At 71.8% G+C, this 16,672-nt stretch carries 10 protein-coding genes; 3 read left to right on the top strand and 7 right to left on the bottom strand.

The features are described from left to right. Positions 1–38 precede the first annotated feature (38 nt). Complete coding sequence (locus ABD268_RS20735; protein WP_425573770.1) at positions 39–2,009, bottom strand: alpha-1,4-glucan--maltose-1-phosphate maltosyltransferase; 1,971 nt, start codon at positions 2,007–2,009, stop codon at positions 39–41. Positions 2,010–2,161: 152 nt separating this feature from the next. Then, a complete protein-coding gene (locus tag ABD268_RS20740; protein ID WP_344157094.1) occupies positions 2,162–5,575 on the bottom strand; it encodes a M36 family metallopeptidase in 3,414 nt (1,137 codons plus the stop codon). 116 nt (positions 5,576–5,691) lie between these two features. Between ABD268_RS20740 and glgP the strand changes: the two genes are divergently transcribed. Beyond that, positions 5,692–8,271: an alpha-glucan family phosphorylase gene (glgP, locus tag ABD268_RS20745; protein ID WP_344157097.1), complete on the top strand. Its 2,580-nt coding sequence runs from the start codon at positions 5,692–5,694 to the stop codon at positions 8,269–8,271. 78 nt (positions 8,272–8,349) lie between these two features. Here the strand turns inward: glgP and ABD268_RS20750 are convergent, their stop codons facing one another. The 3 genes from ABD268_RS20750 to ABD268_RS20760 form a co-directional block, all read right to left on the bottom strand. Further along, entirely contained in the window at positions 8,350–9,405 is a 1,056-nt protein-coding gene (locus ABD268_RS20750; protein WP_344157100.1) for an ABC transporter substrate-binding protein, read from the bottom strand. A gap of 85 nt (positions 9,406–9,490) precedes the next feature. Next, positions 9,491–10,366 (bottom strand): ABC transporter permease, encoded by an 876-nt coding sequence (locus ABD268_RS20755; RefSeq protein ID WP_344157103.1) that lies wholly within the window; start codon positions 10,364–10,366, stop codon positions 9,491–9,493. Beyond that, on the bottom strand, positions 10,356–11,183 hold the full coding sequence (locus ABD268_RS20760) for an ABC transporter ATP-binding protein (protein WP_344157106.1): 828 nt from the start codon (positions 11,181–11,183) through the stop codon (positions 10,356–10,358). Before ABD268_RS20760 ends, ABD268_RS20755 begins: the two co-directional genes overlap by 11 nt. Positions 11,184–11,307: 124 nt before the next feature. On the opposite strand from ABD268_RS20760, the gene ABD268_RS20765 reads away from it, so the two are divergent. Together ABD268_RS20765 and ABD268_RS20770 are read left to right on the top strand one after the other, a co-directional pair. Beyond that, a complete protein-coding gene (locus tag ABD268_RS20765; protein WP_344157109.1) occupies positions 11,308–12,954 on the top strand; it encodes an ATP-binding protein in 1,647 nt (548 codons plus the stop codon). Then, positions 12,951–13,634 (top strand): response regulator, encoded by a 684-nt coding sequence (locus tag ABD268_RS20770; RefSeq protein WP_344157112.1) that lies wholly within the window; start codon positions 12,951–12,953, stop codon positions 13,632–13,634. Before ABD268_RS20765 ends, ABD268_RS20770 begins: the two co-directional genes overlap by 4 nt. 3 nt (positions 13,635–13,637) lie before the next feature. Here the strand turns inward: ABD268_RS20770 and ABD268_RS20775 are convergent, their stop codons facing one another. Both ABD268_RS20775 and glgX read right to left on the bottom strand, forming a co-directional pair. Next, positions 13,638–14,453, bottom strand: a complete 816-nt coding sequence (locus ABD268_RS20775) for a serine/threonine-protein kinase (protein WP_344157115.1) — start codon at positions 14,451–14,453, stop codon at positions 13,638–13,640. Next, positions 14,450–16,615: a glycogen debranching protein GlgX gene (gene glgX / locus ABD268_RS20780; RefSeq protein ID WP_344157118.1), complete on the bottom strand. Its 2,166-nt coding sequence runs from the start codon at positions 16,613–16,615 to the stop codon at positions 14,450–14,452. Before glgX ends, ABD268_RS20775 begins: the two co-directional genes overlap by 4 nt. Positions 16,616–16,672 lie beyond the last annotated feature (57 nt).

Genomic DNA, 16,672 nt, shown 5'->3' on the forward strand with positions numbered 1-16,672 from the left:
GTGGGCCGAGGTCGTCGCGACCTCGCTCGAGACGTCCGTCAACGGGGGCTCCTCACAGTCAGGATGTGCGCGGGTTCGTGCGACGGGTCGAGCCGCACGTAGTTGTGCTGGCCCCAGCTCCAGTCCTCGTGGGTGATCTCGTCGTGGACGACGAAGGAGTCACCCCACGACAGGCCGAGGGCGGGGAGGTCGAGGTGGACCATGGTCTCGCGGGTGGCGTGCGGGTCGACGTTGACGACCACGAGCACGATGTCGTCCTCGCCGCCGGTCGTGCTGCTCGCGCGCTTGCTGAACACCAGGATGTTCTCGTCGTCGCTGTGGTGCACGTGCACGTTGCGCAGCAGCTGTAGCGACGGGTGCGCGCGGCGGATCTCGTTGAGGCGGGTGAGGTACGGCGCGAGGGTGCGGCCCTCACGCTCGGCGGCGTCCCAGTCCCGGAGGCGGATCTGGTACTTCTCCGAGTCGAGGTACTCCTCGCTGCCCGGCTTGACCGCCACGTGCTCGAAGAGCTCGAAGCCCGCGTACACGCCCCAGCTCGGTGACCCCGTGGCGGCGATGGCGGCGCGGATCTTGAACGCCGCCGGGCCGCCGTACTGCAGGTAGGCGTGCAGGATGTCGGGGGTGTTGACGAAGAAGTTCGGCCGCATCAGGTGGTCGGACTCCGTGGACAGCTCGCGGAGGTACTCCTCGAGCTCCCACTTGGCGTTGCGCCAGGTGAAGTACGTGTAGGACTGGTGGAAGCCGATCGCGCCGAGGCCGTGCATCATCGCCGGCCGGGTGAAGGCCTCGGAGAGGAACAGCACGTCGGGGTCGGTGCGCCGGATCTCCTTGAGCAGCCACTCCCAGAAGGCCACCGGCTTCGTGTGCGGGTTGTCGACCCGGAAGATCCGCACGCCGTGGGACATCCACAGCCGCACCACGCGGAGCACCTCGCGGCAGATGCCGATCGGGTCGTTGTCGAAGTTGACCGGGTAGATGTCCTGGTACTTCTTCGGAGGGTTCTCCGCGTAGGCGATGGTGCCGTCGGCGCGGGTGGTGAACCACTCGGGGTGGCTGGTCACCCACGGGTGGTCCGGCGCGGCCTGGAGGGCCAGGTCGATCGCCACCTCGAGGCCGAGGTCCCGGGCGTGCGCGACGAAGGCGTCGAAGTCCTCGAAGCTGCCCAGGTCGGGGTGGATCGCGTCGTGGCCGCCGTGCTTCGACCCGATGGCCCACGGCGACCCGGTGTCGTCCGGGCCCGGGGTGAGCGTGTTGTTCGGGCCCTTGCGGTTGACCTCGCCGATCGGGTGGATCGGTGGCAGGTAGATGACGTCGAAGCCCATCGCGGCCACGGCGTCGAGGCGCTTGGCGGCGGTCTCGAAGTTGCCGCTGGTGACCCTGCCGGTCTCGGGGTCCCGGGTGGCGCCCTCGGACCGCGGGAAGAACTCGTACCAGCTGCCGTACAGCGCCCGGGTGCGGTCGGCGTACGCCGGGTAGGGGCCCTCGACGGTGACCAGCTCCCGCAACGGGTTGGCCTCGAGCAGCGCGACGAGCTCGGGGGCCTGGAGCGCCGCGAGGCGGGCGCCGACCGGACGCTGCGTGTCGGAGGCCGCGTCGATGGCGCCCTCGAGGATGCCGTGCCCGTGCCGGTCGGACTTGTCGAGGCCCTCGCGGACCCGCTCGAGCAGCAGCCGGCCCTCGGTGAACATGAGCTCGACGTCCACGCCGGCGGGGATCTTGAGGCCGGCGGCGTGCTCCCAGGTCGCCAGCGGGTCGGACCAGGCCTGCACCTCGAACGTCCACGCACCGAGCGCGTCGGGGGTGACCCACGCGTCGTACCGGTCGGGGACCTCGGGGTGCTTGACCATGCGGACCGGGGGGCGGCGCCGGCCGTCGGGACCGGTCAGGACCACCTCGGCGCCGAGCTTGTCGTGGCCCTCCCGGAAGACGGTCGCCGAGACCGGGAACGGCTCGTCGACGGTCGCCTTGGCCGGCTGACGACCGAGATCGACGACGGGCATGACATTCATGACGGGGATACGACCGACCATGCCACCACACTTTCGAATCGCCCCGGAGCGCGCAAGCCGGGGACTGCGTGAACGGGGAAACGGGGGACCGACCAACGGGTGGACTCCGTCGAGGAGCCCACCCGTTGGTCACCCGTGCCCGTTGTGTGGCGTCAGTACACCTGCAGCTCTGCCGCGTGCACGATCGAGCCCCGGTCGGAGGCCGACTTGCAGTCGGTGTCGTTGGTCGGGTCGGCGTCCTGCTCCCCGGCGTAGCCGGCGAAGCCGGTGCACTGGTTCTCCAGGGCGACGAACCGGATCGCGGCCGCCCGGGTCGCGGGGACCCGGAACGAGCGCAGGACCAGGTTCGGTGCGACCGGCCGGGGCCGCATCGCCGGGAAGGCACCGGCCTTCGAGGTGTAGAACCGCTTCCAGGTGGCCTTGGCCGAGGTGCAGTGCCTGACGCAGGCCTCGAGCGCGAACTGGCGCAGCGCCGTGAACCGGGACCCGGAGTCGGGGTCGGCGGCCAGGGGGACGTCGCTGCCGCTCGCCGGCGCCGGGTTCAGCATGGCGCTCACCTGCACCCGACGAATCTTGTGGACCCGGCCGGCCAGGTCGACGGCCACGAAGGGGTGCGTCGCGTCCACGGAGCTGTCGCTGACACCGCCCCAGTTGGTGTTCTCGGTGCCGTCGATCAGGTGCTTCGGGTTCAGCGAGCCCTCGCTGGCGCCGATCACCTTCGCGCCGCCCGTGCCCGCCGCCAGGTTCTTCGGTGCATGCAGGTGGACGGTCCGGTGCTGGCCCGGTCGCACGGTCAGCACGAACCGCTTGAAGCCCCGCTTGGCGGAGGCGAACAGCAGCTGGTGACGACCCGGCACGAGGTGGACGACGTTGCCCAGCTTCGTGCCCGCCGCGGTGTCGGCCACCGGCGTGGCCCGCGCCTCGTACCGTCCGACGTAGACCTTGCCGGCGCCGGGCGCCTCGAACCGCACCGTCGCGTTCCGGGACGTGGGCGAGGCGAAGCTCGGCGAAGGGTCACCCGAGTCGGAGCTGGGCGTCGAGGCACCCTTGCCCATGCCCCGCTTGGCGAACGCGTCCCACATCACCTCGAGGTCCGCACCGCCGAAGCGCATCTTGTCCGCGGCCAGCATGGCGTCCCGGGCGTCGAGCATGCTCGTCGCGCCCTGCTGGAGCAGGAAGGCGTCGAACACGAGCTGGATCCACCGGCGGTTGCCCGGGCAGCGGCTCGCCGGCAGCGGGGTGCTGACCGTCCCGGCCTGCGCGCACCTGAGCTGTAGCGCCTTGTCGGCGTACGGGTACCTGGCGTTCCACTTGTTCACCAGTGCCTGGCGCACCTGCCACTGGGTGCCGTTCCAGATCTCGCCGTCCGCGTGCACCTCGACGCCGGTGCTGTCGAAGCCGTAGTCGGAGTAGTTGAGCGGGTTCCGGTTGATCGCGTAGTCGCGGATGCCCGCCTTCCTGTTCCCCGTGGCGTACGGCCCGACGACCCAGGGGTTGGCCCCGGTCGAGTAGCCGTGGCTGAACATGTACTCGCCCGCGGTCAGGTCGCCCCAGGACTCGCCCATGGCCCCGCCCTGCTCGGAGGTGATGCCCTCGTCGGGGCCGGCGATCATCCGGTTGCTGATCGCGTGGGTGTACTCGTGGCCCACCACGCTCATGTCCAGGCCGCCGTCGACGCAGGGGGAGTAGAACGCGCCGGCGATCGGCTGGAAGAGGTACTGGTTGGTGATGCCGGGGGTGCCGTCCTGCAGCGTGATCTGGTTGGCGTTGTCACGGCCGAGGTACGACGGCTGGCCGCCGGTCAGTGCGCCCGCCTGCGCGTTGCCGACCTCGGCGTCGTTCGCCGCGCCGCCCCGGCCCAGGTTGTCCTGCTGCAGGTTGTAGTTCTCCTCGGTGAAGCCGAGGTAGTAGGAGTAGTCGTGCATCCGGTTGTGAGCCACGAACAGGTTGGTCACGACCTGGTTGATGTCGTTGCCGCCGGGGTGCAGCTGGGTCGGGTCGCACTGGGAGTTGTTCCAGGCGTCGGCGAACTTCTCGGTGTACTCGCGGGTGGGGGAGACCGGCGCCTGCGCCGTACCGCCCGGGCTCAGCGGGCTGCCCCACGCCTCGTGGGTGTTGGCGTTGTTGCCGACCGTGGTCAGGGTCGGCTGGCCGGTCTTCGCCGCGACGTCCCAGGGACCCGCTGCCGCCACGTTGCGGAACGGGCCGGTCGGCGTGGTGCAGCCCTTCATGGCGGTCCAGCAGCCGACCACGGAGTTCCCGGGGGTCGTCTTCGGCGACCAGTCCAGCGCCGGGTTGGCGGCGAAGTAGCGCCACTGCGGGGCCGGCAGGCTGCTGTCGGTGCCGGGCGTCGTGGTGTCGCTCGAGGTCACGCTCGCCACGTAGCTGCCCGGCGGCGTGAACGGCGCCGTCGGGTCGTCGTACGGGCAGACCCGCATCGTGTAGATGCCGGCGGGGATCGAGTCCGCGGTGTACGACGCCGTCTCGGGGCTGGTGCCGAGGTCGCCGGAGACGAGCAGCTCACCCTGCGGGTCGTAGAGCTTCACCACGATGTCGTCGGCGGAGTTGGCCATCACGGCCACGGCGTCGATGCGCCTGGTGTTGCCGTCGGTCAGCTCGAACGGGTGCTCCGGGCCGCACTCGGTCGCGGTGATCTCGCCGCTGAACGGGTAGGCGTCGTTGTTGTTCTCCACCTGGTTCTGCCGGTGCAGGATCGTGCCGTCGGTGGCGTCGACCATCAGGGTGTAGGCGAACGCCGACCCCTTCTCGGCGTCGACGACGTTGGTCTCGAAGACCGGGTGCACGGTGCCGTCGGCCGTCACCAGCGCCCGCAGGCGGGCCTGCTGCTCCTGGGCGAAGCCGGGGACTGTGAACCGGGTCCAGTCGCCGGCCCCGTCGGCCTTCGCGGTGACGCCGTCGAGGACGTCCGCGCCGACGGCACGGCCGACGTTGGCGGCCGCCTTGCCCCAGGCCTCGACCGGGCTGAGTGCGGCGGCGGCCGGGGTGTCGTCGGTCGGGGTGATCGACGAGGAGGCGTAGGCGATCTCACCGTTGGCGACACCCACGGTCACCATGCTGTCGAGCGCCGGGGTGAGGTCGCCGAACCTCTGGCGGAAGAGCACGGCGTGCGCGTCGCTCCGGGCCAGCCGCTGGTCGTTGACGAGCTCGAGGCTGTCGACGTCGTCGGCGGTGAGACCGAAGGCCGCGGCGTTCTGCGCCAGCCAGGCGCGCGCCGCCTCCACCGGGTCGGCCGAGGCGGCCGTCGCCAGCGTCCCGTCGGCGGGGAGGAGGGAGGCCGGCGTGCCGAACTGGTTCCAGCGCACGTCCACCGCGCCCAGCCGTGAGACCGCCGCGCGCTGGGTGACCGTCGGCAGCGCGGTGCCTCGGGCGTCGAGGTCGGAGAGCCCGGGCAGGCTGTCGCCCGGGGTGACGAGCCCGGGCCCCCGCGTCGCGGCGGGCTCGGTGGCGAGGGCGGGGATCTGCGTGAGCCCGGGGACCAGGGTGACGGTCAGCAGGGCGAGGCCCGCCGTCGTCAGACGGCCGCGGCGCGCGGAAGGTGGTCTCATGCGCTGGACAACGGGTCCACGGCCGGTTGGTTATGTCGGCCTGGGTTACCACTCCGTTACGCGCAGGCGACCGCGAAACCTTGGATCGTTCCAAGGATTCACGCTACCGTCCTCTCGTGCGTGCGATTCGACGATTCACGGTCCGTCCCGTCCTCCCTCCGGCCCTGGCCGCACTGGGGGACCTGGCCGGCAACCTCAGGTGGTCCTGGCATCCGGAGACGCAGGACGTCTTCGCGGCGGTGGACCCCGTGCTGTGGGAGTCCACGGGGCGTGACCCCGTCACCCTCCTGGGTGCGGTCGGACGGGCCCGGCTCGAGGAGCTGGCCGCCGACCCGGCGTTCCTCGAGCGGCTGGGCGAGGCCCGGGCCGACCTCGAGCGCTACCTGACCGGCGACCGCTGGTTCCAGCGCCGGCAGGCGGCCGAGGGGCCCCGTGCCATCGCCTACTTCTCCCCGGAGTTCGGCATCACCGCCGTCCTCCCGCAGTACTCCGGCGGCCTCGGCATCCTTGCCGGCGACCACCTCAAGGCCGCCAGCGACCTCGGCGTGCCGATCACCGGCGTCGGCCTCCTCTACCGCCACGGCTACTTCGAGCAGGCCCTGTCGCGTGAGGGCTGGCAGCTGGAGTCCTACCCGGTCCTCGACCCCGACGGGCTGCCGATCTCGCTGCTGCGCGAGAAGGACGGCACCCGCGCGCTGATCTCGATCTCGATGCCGGACGGTCCGGACCTGCTGGCGCGGATCTGGGTCGCCAGCGTCGGCCGGGTGCCGCTGCTGCTGCTCGACTCCGACGTCGAGGGCAACCCCGACCACTACCGCGACGTGACCGACCGGCTCTACGGCGGCAACAGCGAGCACCGCCTGCGCCAGGAGCTCCTCCTCGGCGTCGGCGGCGTCCGGGCGCTGCGCGCCTACTCGCGCATCACCGGTGCCCCCGCACCGGAGGTGTTCCACACCAACGAGGGCCACGCCGGCTTCCTCGGCCTCGAGCGGATCCGCGAGCTCACCGTCGAGGACAGCGGCCCGAAGCTGGACTTCGACACCGCGCTCGAGGTCGGCCGCGCCTCCACCGTGTTCACCACCCACACCCCGGTGCCGGCGGGCATCGACCGGTTCCCCCGCACGCTCGTCGAGCAGTACTTCAGCGACGCCGGCGCGACCCCCGGGGTCCCGGTGGAGCGGATCCTGGCGCTCGGCACCGAGGACTACCACGGTGGCGACGCCTCGGTGTTCAACATGGCCGTGATGGGCTTCCGCCTCGCCCAGCGCGCCAACGGCGTCTCCCTGCTGCACGGCCACGTCAGCCGCGGCATGTTCAACGGCCTGTGGCCGGCCTTCGACGAGGCCGAGGTGCCGATCGGCTCGATCACCAACGGCGTGCACGCCCCGACCTGGGTGGCGCGGGAGGTCTTCGACCTCGCCGTCGCCCACGGCGCGGACCGCGAGAGCGACGAGCCGGACAGCTTCCTGGCCACCGTGGACAAGATCCCGGGCGGCGACATCTGGGCGGTCAAGCGCCAGCTGCGCGAGGGACTGGTCCAGGACGCCCGCCGGCGACTGGCCCGCTCCTGGGAGAAGCGTGGCGCCGCGAAGGCCGAGCTCGGCTGGATCGAGAACGCCCTCGACCCCGACGTGCTCACGATCGGGTTCGCGCGCCGGGTGCCGTCGTACAAGCGCCTCACGCTGATGCTGCGCCACCCCGACCGGCTCAAGAAGCTGCTGCTCGACCCCGAGCGCCCGGTGCAGCTGGTCATCGCCGGCAAGTCGCACCCGGCCGACGACGGCGGCAAGAAGCTGATCCAGGAGATGGTGCGCTTCGCCGACGACCCCGAGGTCCGGCACCGCATCGTCTTCCTGCCGAACTACGACATCGCGATGGCGCAGCCGCTCTACCCCGGCTGCGACGTGTGGCTCAACAACCCGCTGCGCCCCTACGAGGCGTGCGGCACGTCGGGCATGAAGGCCGCGCTCAACGGTGGCCTCAACCTCTCGATCCTCGACGGCTGGTGGGACGAGTGGTACGACGGCAACAACGGCTGGGCGATCCCGTCCGCCGACGGTGTCGAGGACCCCGACCACCGCGACGACCTCGAGGCGAACGCGCTCTACGACCTCATCGAGCACGAGATCGCGCCGCGGTTCTACGACGTCGACGCCGACGGCGTGCCCACGCGCTGGCTGGAGATGGTGCGGCACACCCTGAAGTCGCTGGGCCCCAAGGTCCTGGCGACCCGCATGGTGCGCGACTACGTCCGCCAGCTCTACGCCCCCTCGGCCGGCATCGCCCGTCAGCTGAACTCCGACTACCACGGCGCCGCCGAGCTGGCCGCCTGGAAGAAGAAGGTGCGCAGCGGCTGGCCGGGCGTCCGTGTCGAGCACGTCGAGAGCAGCGGCGTCTCGGACGCTCCCGAGGTCGGTGACGTGATGAGCGCCCGCGCGTTCGTCGCCCTGGGCGACCTCTCGCCCGAGGACGTCGAGGTGCAGCTCGTGCACGGCCGGATCGACAGCGAGGACCAGCTCGCCGAGACCGTCGTCGACGCCCTGCACGTGGCCGAGAGCTACGAGGGCGGCCACCACCGCTTCGACGGCGACGTCGTGCTCGACCACAGCGGCTCGTTCGGCTACACCGTCCGCGTGATCCCGCGCAACGACCTGCTCACCTCGCCCGCCGAGCTGGGGGTCGTGGCACTGCCGTAGGCCCGAGTCGGCGCAGTTTCACGCACGAAGGCCGGTCGGACCCCTGGGGTCCGGCCGGCCTTCGTCGCACTTCGGCCGTCACTCCACGTTGTCGACGAACTCCGTGGTGTAGGTCTTCGACAGGTCGATGTCGTCCTTCTTGGCCTTCACGGTGTCGCTGAACGTGCCGAGCACGTCCAGGACCGTCTCGGGGCCGCCCTCCGGCATCCGGCCGTCCGCGGTGAACATCGGCGAGGAGTCCTCGATGGACTTCTCGTACAGCGCGGGGTCACCGCCGTTGTAGTCGGCCGGCATCTCGGCGGCGACGTCGGCGGCGTCGTGCTCGCTGATCCACTGCATCGTGTGGCTGAACGCGTTGACGAGCTTCTGGACCGTCTCCGGGTTGTCCTCGACGTACCCGCAGTCCATGTACATCGACGCCGCGGGGTACAGGCCGCCGAGCGCGGCCCTGGTGCCCTCCTCGGTGCGCATGTCGATGAGCACCTTGCCCAGCCCCTTGGACACGGCGGTGGCGATGGTCGGGTCCGTGGTCATGCCCGCGTCGATGCCGCCGTTGGACAGCGCGGCGAGGAACGTCGACCCGGCGCCGGCGGTCACCGTCGTGTAGTCGGAGGTGTCGATGCCGTTCTTCGTCGCGAGGTACTGGGTCAGGTAGTCGGTCGAGGAGCCGGGGGAGGTGACCCCGAGCTTCTTGCCCGAGAAGTCCTCGGGCCCGGTGAGCGACTTCGCCGCGGTCGTCGAGACGACCTCGGCCTCGCCGGGCACCTTGGCCAGCTGGACCACGCTCTCGAGGCACTTGCCCTGGGCCTGGAGGGTGATCGTGTGGTCGTAGAAGCCCACGACCCCCTGCACCTGGCCGGCCACGAGGACGTTCTCGGCGCTGGCCCCGGAGGGCTCGGTGAGGAGCTTGACGTCGACGCCCTCGTCGTCGAAGTAGCCGAGCTGCTGGGTGAGCATGGCGGGCAGGTAGATCACCTTGTCGATGCCGCCGACCATGATCGTGACCTGGGGACGGCCGTCGGCGTCGTCCCCGCTCTGGGCGCTGGCCTCGCCGCCGCGGCAGCCCGCGAGGGACGTGGAGGCGACGACGGACACGAGCGCTGCGGCGGCGAGCCGCCGAGTGTGTTGCTGCATGGTGAGGAGCTCCTTCGCGGGCCGGGCCCGCATGGATGGGTGGGGTGGGAGTGGTGCAGGGGAGAGGTGCGCGGGGGTGCCGGCGTCAGAGGGCGGACGCCTGGCTGGTGGCGGGCGGCCGCCACGAGGTCAGCCGGACCTCGAGCTGGGTGATCAGCCACTCGGCGACCAGGGCCAGCACGGTGGTGATGAGCATCCCGGCGTAGATGCCCGCGGCGTCGAAGTTGCCCTGGGAGTGGTTGATGAGCAGGCCGAGGCCCTTGTCGGCGCCGGTGTACTCGCCCACGATCGCCCCGATCAGCGCGAAGCCGAAGGCGACGTGCATGCTCGCGAGGATCCACGAGGTCGCACTGGGCAGGATCACCGAGCGCATCAGGGCCCAGCGGCCGGCCCCGAGGATCCGGGCGTTGTCGACCAGCACCTTGTCGACCTCACGAGCGCCCTGGAAGGCGTTGAAGAACACCGCGAAGAAGACCAGGACGAACGCCGTCGCGACCTTCGAGGACATCCCGAGGCCGAACCAGATGACGAAGAGCGAGGCCAGCACGATCCGCGGGATCGCGTTCGCGCCCTTGATGAACGGCGCGAGGACGTCGGCCACGAAGCGGCTGCGGCCCAGGACGACCCCGAGCACCACGCCGGCCAGGGTGCCCAGGACGAAGCCCAGGACCGCCTCCTCCAGCGTGACCGCGATGGTGCCCCAGATGGAGCCCTGCGAGCTGCCCTCGGTGAACCAGATGACGAGCTTGTCCCAGATCTGGCTGGGCATCGAGTAGTAGAAGGGGTCGATCACCGTCCGGGCCGTGAGCTCCCAGGAGCCGAGCCAGGCCGCGATCAGGGCGACTCGGACCGCGTGGGTGAGCAGGGCTCGTCGGGAGGTACGACGACGGCGCGGAGCCGGGGCTTCCGCGGGTGCCGGGGCGGCGGCCGCCTCGACGGGTGCGTGGGTGTCAAGCGACACGGGAGGCTCCTCTCGTCCGGGTGATCTCGACTTCCTCGCGGAGGCTGTCCCACACCTGCTTGTAGAGCTCGATGAAGTCCGGGGTCAGCCGGATCTCCTCGACGCGGCGGGGCCGGGGGAGGTCGATCTGCACCACGTCCTTGACCGTGGCCGGTCCCGCGGTCATCACGACCACCCGGTCGGCCAGGGTGATCGCCTCGGTGAGGTCGTGGGTGACGAAGACACAGGCGGCGCCGGTGCCCGACCAGAGCCGGAGCAGCTCGTCCTGCATCAGCTCGCGGGTCTGGACGTCCAGCGCGCCGAACGGCTCGTCGAGCAGCAGCAGCGACGGCTCGGTGATGAGCGTCTGGGCCATCGCCACGCGCTTGCGCATGCCGCCGGAGAGCTGGTGCGGGTAGCGGTCCTCGAAGCCCGCGAGCCCCACCCGCTCGATCCAGTCGCGGGCCCGGGCGTGCGCCTCGGACTTCGACGTACCGCGGTAGCGCAGCCCGAGGGCGACGTTGTCGAGGACGTTCTTCCAGGGGAGCACGGCGTCGGCCTGGAACATGTAGCCGACCCCGTCGGGGATGCCGGCGACCGGGCTGCCCTGCACGTGGACGGTGCCGGCGGAGGCGGGCTCGAGGCCGGAGACGAGCGACAGGGTCGTGGACTTGCCGCAGCCGGTCGGCCCGACGATCGAGACGAACTCGCCGGGTGCGACGTCAAGGTTCACGTCGCGGAGGGCGGTGAAGGCACCCCCGCTCTTGGTCGGGAAGCGCTTGGTGGCGTCGCGCAGCGAGATCGCCGCGTCGCCCGCGCTGGGTGTGATCTGGGTCATGGCGCAGGACCGTAGGAGCCGAGTGACGGTGGTCACCACCCTTGCGCGGCTTGTGGCCGATCCCCGCACAAACGACGTTGTGCGCGTTGTGCTCACGAGCGTCGGCCGGCCCTAGAGTGACCGGGTGCCCAGCCCCCTTCGCGCGTCCCTGGGGCGTCATCGCCTGGCGCTCAGCACCCAGGCGACGGTGGCGCTCGCGCTGCTCCTGCTCCTGGTCGTGCTGGGTTCCCTGCTCGCCTCCACCGCGGTGCTGCGCGACGACCTGGAGAAGCAGTACGAGCAGCGGGCGCTCGCGATCGCGCGCAGCGTGGCGTCCTCGCCGGTCCTGGCCGCCCAGGTCGAGTCCGGGCGTCCCGATCCGCGCGGGCCGGTCCAGCGCGAGGCCGAGCGGGTGCGCGTCGCCACCGGCGCGCTGTACGTCGTGGTCACCGACGGCCGCGGCATCCGCTACAGCCATCCCACGGTGGCCAACATCGGTGACCCGGTCAGCACCAGCCCCGACGAGGCGCTGGCCGGGCACGAGGTGGTGACCATCGAGCGGGGGACCCTCGGCTACTCGGCCCGGGGCAAGGTCCCGCTGCGCGACGGGGCGGGTCAGGTCGTCGGCGAGGTCAGCGTCGGCATCGCGGTCTCCGAGCTCGAGCGCGAGACCCGCAAGCTGGTCGTGCTGCTGGGACTGGTCGCACTGGTCCCGCTCACGCTCGGGCTGGCCGGCGCGGTGCTGCTCTCGCGGCGGCTGCGGCGTACGACCCTGGGCCTGGAGCCCGAGGAGATGGCCGATCTGGTGCGGGAGCACGCCGCCGTCCTCGGGGGCGTGCGCGACGGGGTGCTCGCCGTCGACCACCGGGGACGGGTCACGGTGACCAACCCGGAGGCGTGCCGGCTGCTGGGCCGGGACCTGCCGCGGGGCGTGCCGCTGGCCGGGACCGGGGTCGGGCCCGAGGTGCTCGAGCTCCTCGAGGAGGAGCCGCCCCCCAGCGGGGCGCTGCGCGTGCTGGGCGGGCGGGTCGTGCTGGTCACCCGGCTGGCGGTGCGCCGCGACGGCCGGGACCTCGGCACCGTGCTGACCCTTCGGGACCGCACCGACCTCGACGACCTGGCCCGTGAGCTGGAGGCGACCCGGGTCCTCACCGACGCACTTCGGGCCCAGGCCCACGAGCACAGCAACCGGCTGCACACGCTGACCGGCCTGCTCCACCACGGGGACGTCGCGGAAGCGGGGGAGTACCTCTCCGGGCTGAGCGAGTCGAGCACCTGGGTGTCCGGCGTCGACGACCCGTACCTGGCCGGGCTCCTGGCGGCCAAGTCGGCAGCCGCGTCCGAGGCGGGCGTCGACCTCGTGGTGTCCGACGCGACGTGGCTGGAGGACCGGCTCGCACACCCGCTCGACACCGTCACCGTCGTCGCGAACCTGCTCGACAACGGGATCCGGGCCGCGGCCGAGGGACACCGTGAGCCGCGCACGGTCGAGGTCACGCTGCTCGGCGACGGCGCCGACCTCGTGGTCCACGTGGTAGACAGCGGCGAGGGCGTTCGGGCCGAGCACGTGGACCAGCTCTTCGCCCACGGCTTCACCACCCGCGCGGCCGACGTGCCCGGCCACGGCCTCGGCCTGGCGCTGGCGCGGCACACTGCCCGGGCGCACCGGGGCGACGTCCGCCTCGTCGACCCCGGGTCGGACGAGCATGGCGCGGCGTTCGAGGCCCGGCTGGTCGGTGGGCTCACGGCAGCGGTGCGAAGCGACCGAGGCCGAGAGAGGGACCTGTCATGACGAGAGAGCCGATCCGGGTGCTCGTCGTCGACGACGACTTCCGGGTGGCGCGGCTGCACGCGTCGTACGTCGACGCCACCGACGGGTTCGAGACGGTCGCCGTGGCCCACACCGCCGCCGATGCGGTGCGGATGTCGGAGGAGCTGCGGCCCGACCTGGTGCTGCTGGACGAGTACCTCCCCGACTCCAACGGCTCCGAGATCCTCCGCCGGCTGGACGCCGCGGTCCTGATGGTGAGCGCGGCCGAGGACTCCGAGGTCGTACGCCGCGCGCTGGCCGCCGGGGCGGTCAACTACGTCCTCAAGCCCTTCCCTCCCTCGGTGCTGACCGGCCGGCTGGTCGCGTTCGCGCGTTTCTGGGGGCTCCTGGGGCCGGGCGCCCACCTCGACCAGACCGCCGTCGACCGGGCGCAGCAGGCGCTGCGGATGGCGGACTCCCCGGTGGCCAGCGCGCGGAAGGGCCGCTCGCCGGTGACGTCCGAGGCGATCGTCGGGGTGCTGCGCGCGGCCGCGGACGCGGTCACCGCGGTCGAGGTCGCCGAGGCGACGGGGGTCTCCCGCGCGACCGCGCAGCGCTACCTCTCCGACCTCGCCCGCGACGGGCACGTCCGCCTCACGTTGCGCTACGGGACGACCGGTCGGCCCGAGCACTGCTTCGAGTGGCTCGGGCGCCGGGACTGACGCTCAGCCCCGCCAGGCGGCGACCAGGTCGTCGACGTCGGCGAACCGCTCCGCGGGGTCGTGCGCCGTCGCCCGCTCGAGCACGTGCCGCCGGCGGTCGTCGCCGCGGAAGGTGGCCTCGTCGCCACCGGGCCCGCACAGCAGCTGGAAGCCGGTCCGGCCCAGGGTGAAGACCGTGGTCCGGGCGTCGACGTCCGCGCCGCGTCGCCACTCCTCGGGGGCCATGAACCGGCTCGACCCGAACTGGCGGTCGACGTCGAGGACGTACGGCGGGGCGTACAGGTCCAGGTCCACCAGCCGGGTCGTGCCGGTGTCGAAGTCGTGGATCAGGCAGCCGTCGTAGAAGTCGACCGCGACCAGGCCCGCCTCGCGCACGGCCAGGTGGGCGTCGAGCACGACGTCGTACGCCGCGAGCACCTGCGCCAGCGGCAGGGCCCGGAAGCGGTTGAGCGCCGAGGACGGAGCGGCGTGGGGGAGCGCGCCGGGCGCGAACGGGTCGTTGAGGATCTCCCCGTCGACCCAGGGGTGGACGACGGCGTGGCCCTCGTCCGCCAGCGCGAAGGCGGCCACCAGCGGCACCACCGCGGGATGGCTCAGCACCGCGTGGACCCGGCGGGCGCCGGCGAGCTGCGCCCGGTCCGCGCCGTACGCCGCCTTCACGAACCAGCGGACGCCGTCGACCTGCACGCCGTACGAGGTGCAGCCCGAGTCGTGCCCGCGGATCTCGGCGAAGACGGTGCCGACCGAGGCCAGCCAGGGCTCGAGGCGCACGGGGGCGTCGGGCACCGGGAAGGGCCGCGCCAGGTCTCGCTCGCTCACGCCTCGCGCAGCACCAGCACGCTGCGGGAGGCGAGGGAGAGCCGGTCGCCGACCTTGACCGGGGTGCCGACGGGGAGATCGGGGTCGGTGGAGAGCACCACCTCGCCGGCGCGCACCCACGACTGCTCGGGGAGTTCGAGGCGTGCCGGCGTCGAGTCGGAGTTGAGGTAGATCAGGAACGACTTGTCCACCTGCTGCTCGCCCCGGGGACCGGGGGAGCGCAGCGGGGCGCCGGAGACGAACATCGACACCACCGACAGCCGCTCGTCGTGCCAGTCGGCGGCGGTCATCTCGCGCCCCGAGGGGTGCAGCCAGGCCAGGTCCTTCGGGCCGCCCCGGATCGCCGGGCGGCCCTCGAACCAGTGCCGCTGCCGCAGCGCCGGGTGCTCGCGTCGCAGCCGGAGCGCGGTCCTGGTGATCTCGTAGACGTCGAGCCATGCGTCGTCGGGCCGCCAGTCGATCCAGGAGGTCTCGTTGTCCTGGCTGTAGGCGTTGTTGTTGCCGCGCTGGGTGCGACCGCGCTCGTCGCCGGCGGTGATCATCGGGACGCCGTTCGACAGGAGCAGCGTCGCCATCAGGTTGGCGGCCTGGCGCCGGCGCAGCGCGACGATCTCCTCGTCGTCGGTCTCGCCCTCGGCGCCGTGGTTCCAGGACCGGTTGTTGTCGGTGCCGTCGCGGTTGTCCTCGCCGTTGTCCTCGTTGTGCTTGTGGTCGTAGGAGACGAGGTCGCGCAGCGTGAAACCGTCGTGCGCGGTCACGAAGTTCACCGAGTTGTACGCCGACCGGCCGTCGTCGGCGTACAGGTCCGAGGAGCCCGCCAGCCGGGTCGCGACCAGGCGAACCCCCGAGGAGTGCCCGCGCCAGAAGTCCCGGATCGTGTCGCGGTACTGGTCGTTCCACTCCACCCACGGAGGGGGCATCCGCCCGACCAGGTAGCCGTCCATCGACGCGTCCCACGCCTCCGCGATGAGCTTCACGTGCCGCAGGATCGGGTCCTGGCCGATCGCGACCAGCAGGGCGCAGTGCATGTCGATGTCGTAGCCGGTGCGGGTCAGCGCCGACATCAGGTCGAACCGGAAGCCGTCGACGTGCATCTCGGTGACCCAGTAGCGCAGCGAGTCCAGGATCATCCGCAGCGCCAGCGGGTTGGAGGAGTCGACGGTGTTGCCGCAGCCGGTGACGTCCCAGTAGGTGTCGTCGAAGGCGGCCGTCGAGGTCGACCTGTCGCGCCCGGGCCGCACCCGGCGGTAGAAGCCCCGGTCGTCGAGACCCCGGAAGGACAGCGTCGGTCCCTCGGCGCCGGCCTCGGCGGTGTGGTTGTAGACCACGTCCAGCAGGACCTCGATCCCGGCGTCGTGGAACGCCTTGACCATCCGCTTGAACTCCGACACCTGGCCGCCGCGGTCCCCGGAGGAGGAGTAGCCGTGGTGCGGGGCGAAGTAGCCGATCGAGTTGTAGCCCCAGTAGTTCGAGGTGCCCCGCGCGACCAGGGCCGCCTCGGAGACGAACTGGTGCACCGGCAGCAGCTCGACCGCGGTCACGCCGAGGTCGCGCAGGTAGTCGGTGACCGCCGGCGTCGCCAGCCCGGCGTAGGTGCCGCGGAGCTCCTCGGGGACCCGGTCGTGGAGGGCGGTCATGCCCTTGACGTGCATCTCGTAGATGACGGTGTCGCGCCACCGACGTCGCATCGGGGTGTCCTCACCCCAGTCGAAGGCGTCGTTGACCACCACGCTGCGGGGGACGTGCGGCGCGGAGTCCTCGAGGTTGCGCTGGTCGGGATCGGCCTGGTCGTAGCCGTACGCCGCGGGGTGCGGCGCGAAGCTGCCGGAGACCGCCTGCCCGTAGGGGTCGAGCAGCAGCTTGTGCGGGTTGAACCGCAGCCCCTCCTTCGGCAGCCACGGGCCATCGACGCGGTAGCCGTAGCGGGTGCCGGGCGCGATGCCGGGCAGCGCGCCGTGCCAGATGCCCAGGGAGCGCTCGGTGAGGGCGTACCGGGTCTCGACGTCCTGGTCGTCGAACAGGCAGACCCAGGCCTGCGTGCCGGCGGGTGCGTAGACCGCGAAGTTGGTCGACTCCTCCGACCAGGACGCCCCCAAGGGGTAGTTCCGGCCCGGCCACACGGTGGCCGTCTGTCCGAGGTGGCTCCACATTCCCGGTGTCACCTGAGTCATTGTTCACGATGGACGCCGTCCGCCCGCCGGTCCACCCTGTGAATAATG

Origin of the sequence: Nocardioides koreensis (assembly GCF_039531775.1) — a bacterium.
Taxonomy (GTDB): Bacteria; Actinomycetota; Actinomycetes; order Propionibacteriales; family Nocardioidaceae; genus Nocardioides; species Nocardioides koreensis.

Coding starts and splice junctions, on each gene's coding strand:
- ABD268_RS20735 (WP_425573770.1), bottom strand. CDS start 2,009: ATGAATGTCATGCCCGTCGTCGATCTCGGTCGTCAGCCGGCCAAGGCG.
- ABD268_RS20760 (WP_344157106.1), bottom strand. CDS start 11,183: ATGACCCAGATCACACCCAGCGCGGGCGACGCGGCGATCTCGCTGCGC.
- ABD268_RS20750 (WP_344157100.1), bottom strand. CDS start 9,405: ATGCAGCAACACACTCGGCGGCTCGCCGCCGCAGCGCTCGTGTCCGTC.
- ABD268_RS20740 (WP_344157094.1), bottom strand. CDS start 5,575: ATGAGACCACCTTCCGCGCGCCGCGGCCGTCTGACGACGGCGGGCCTC.
- ABD268_RS20770 (WP_344157112.1), top strand. CDS start 12,951: ATGACGAGAGAGCCGATCCGGGTGCTCGTCGTCGACGACGACTTCCGG.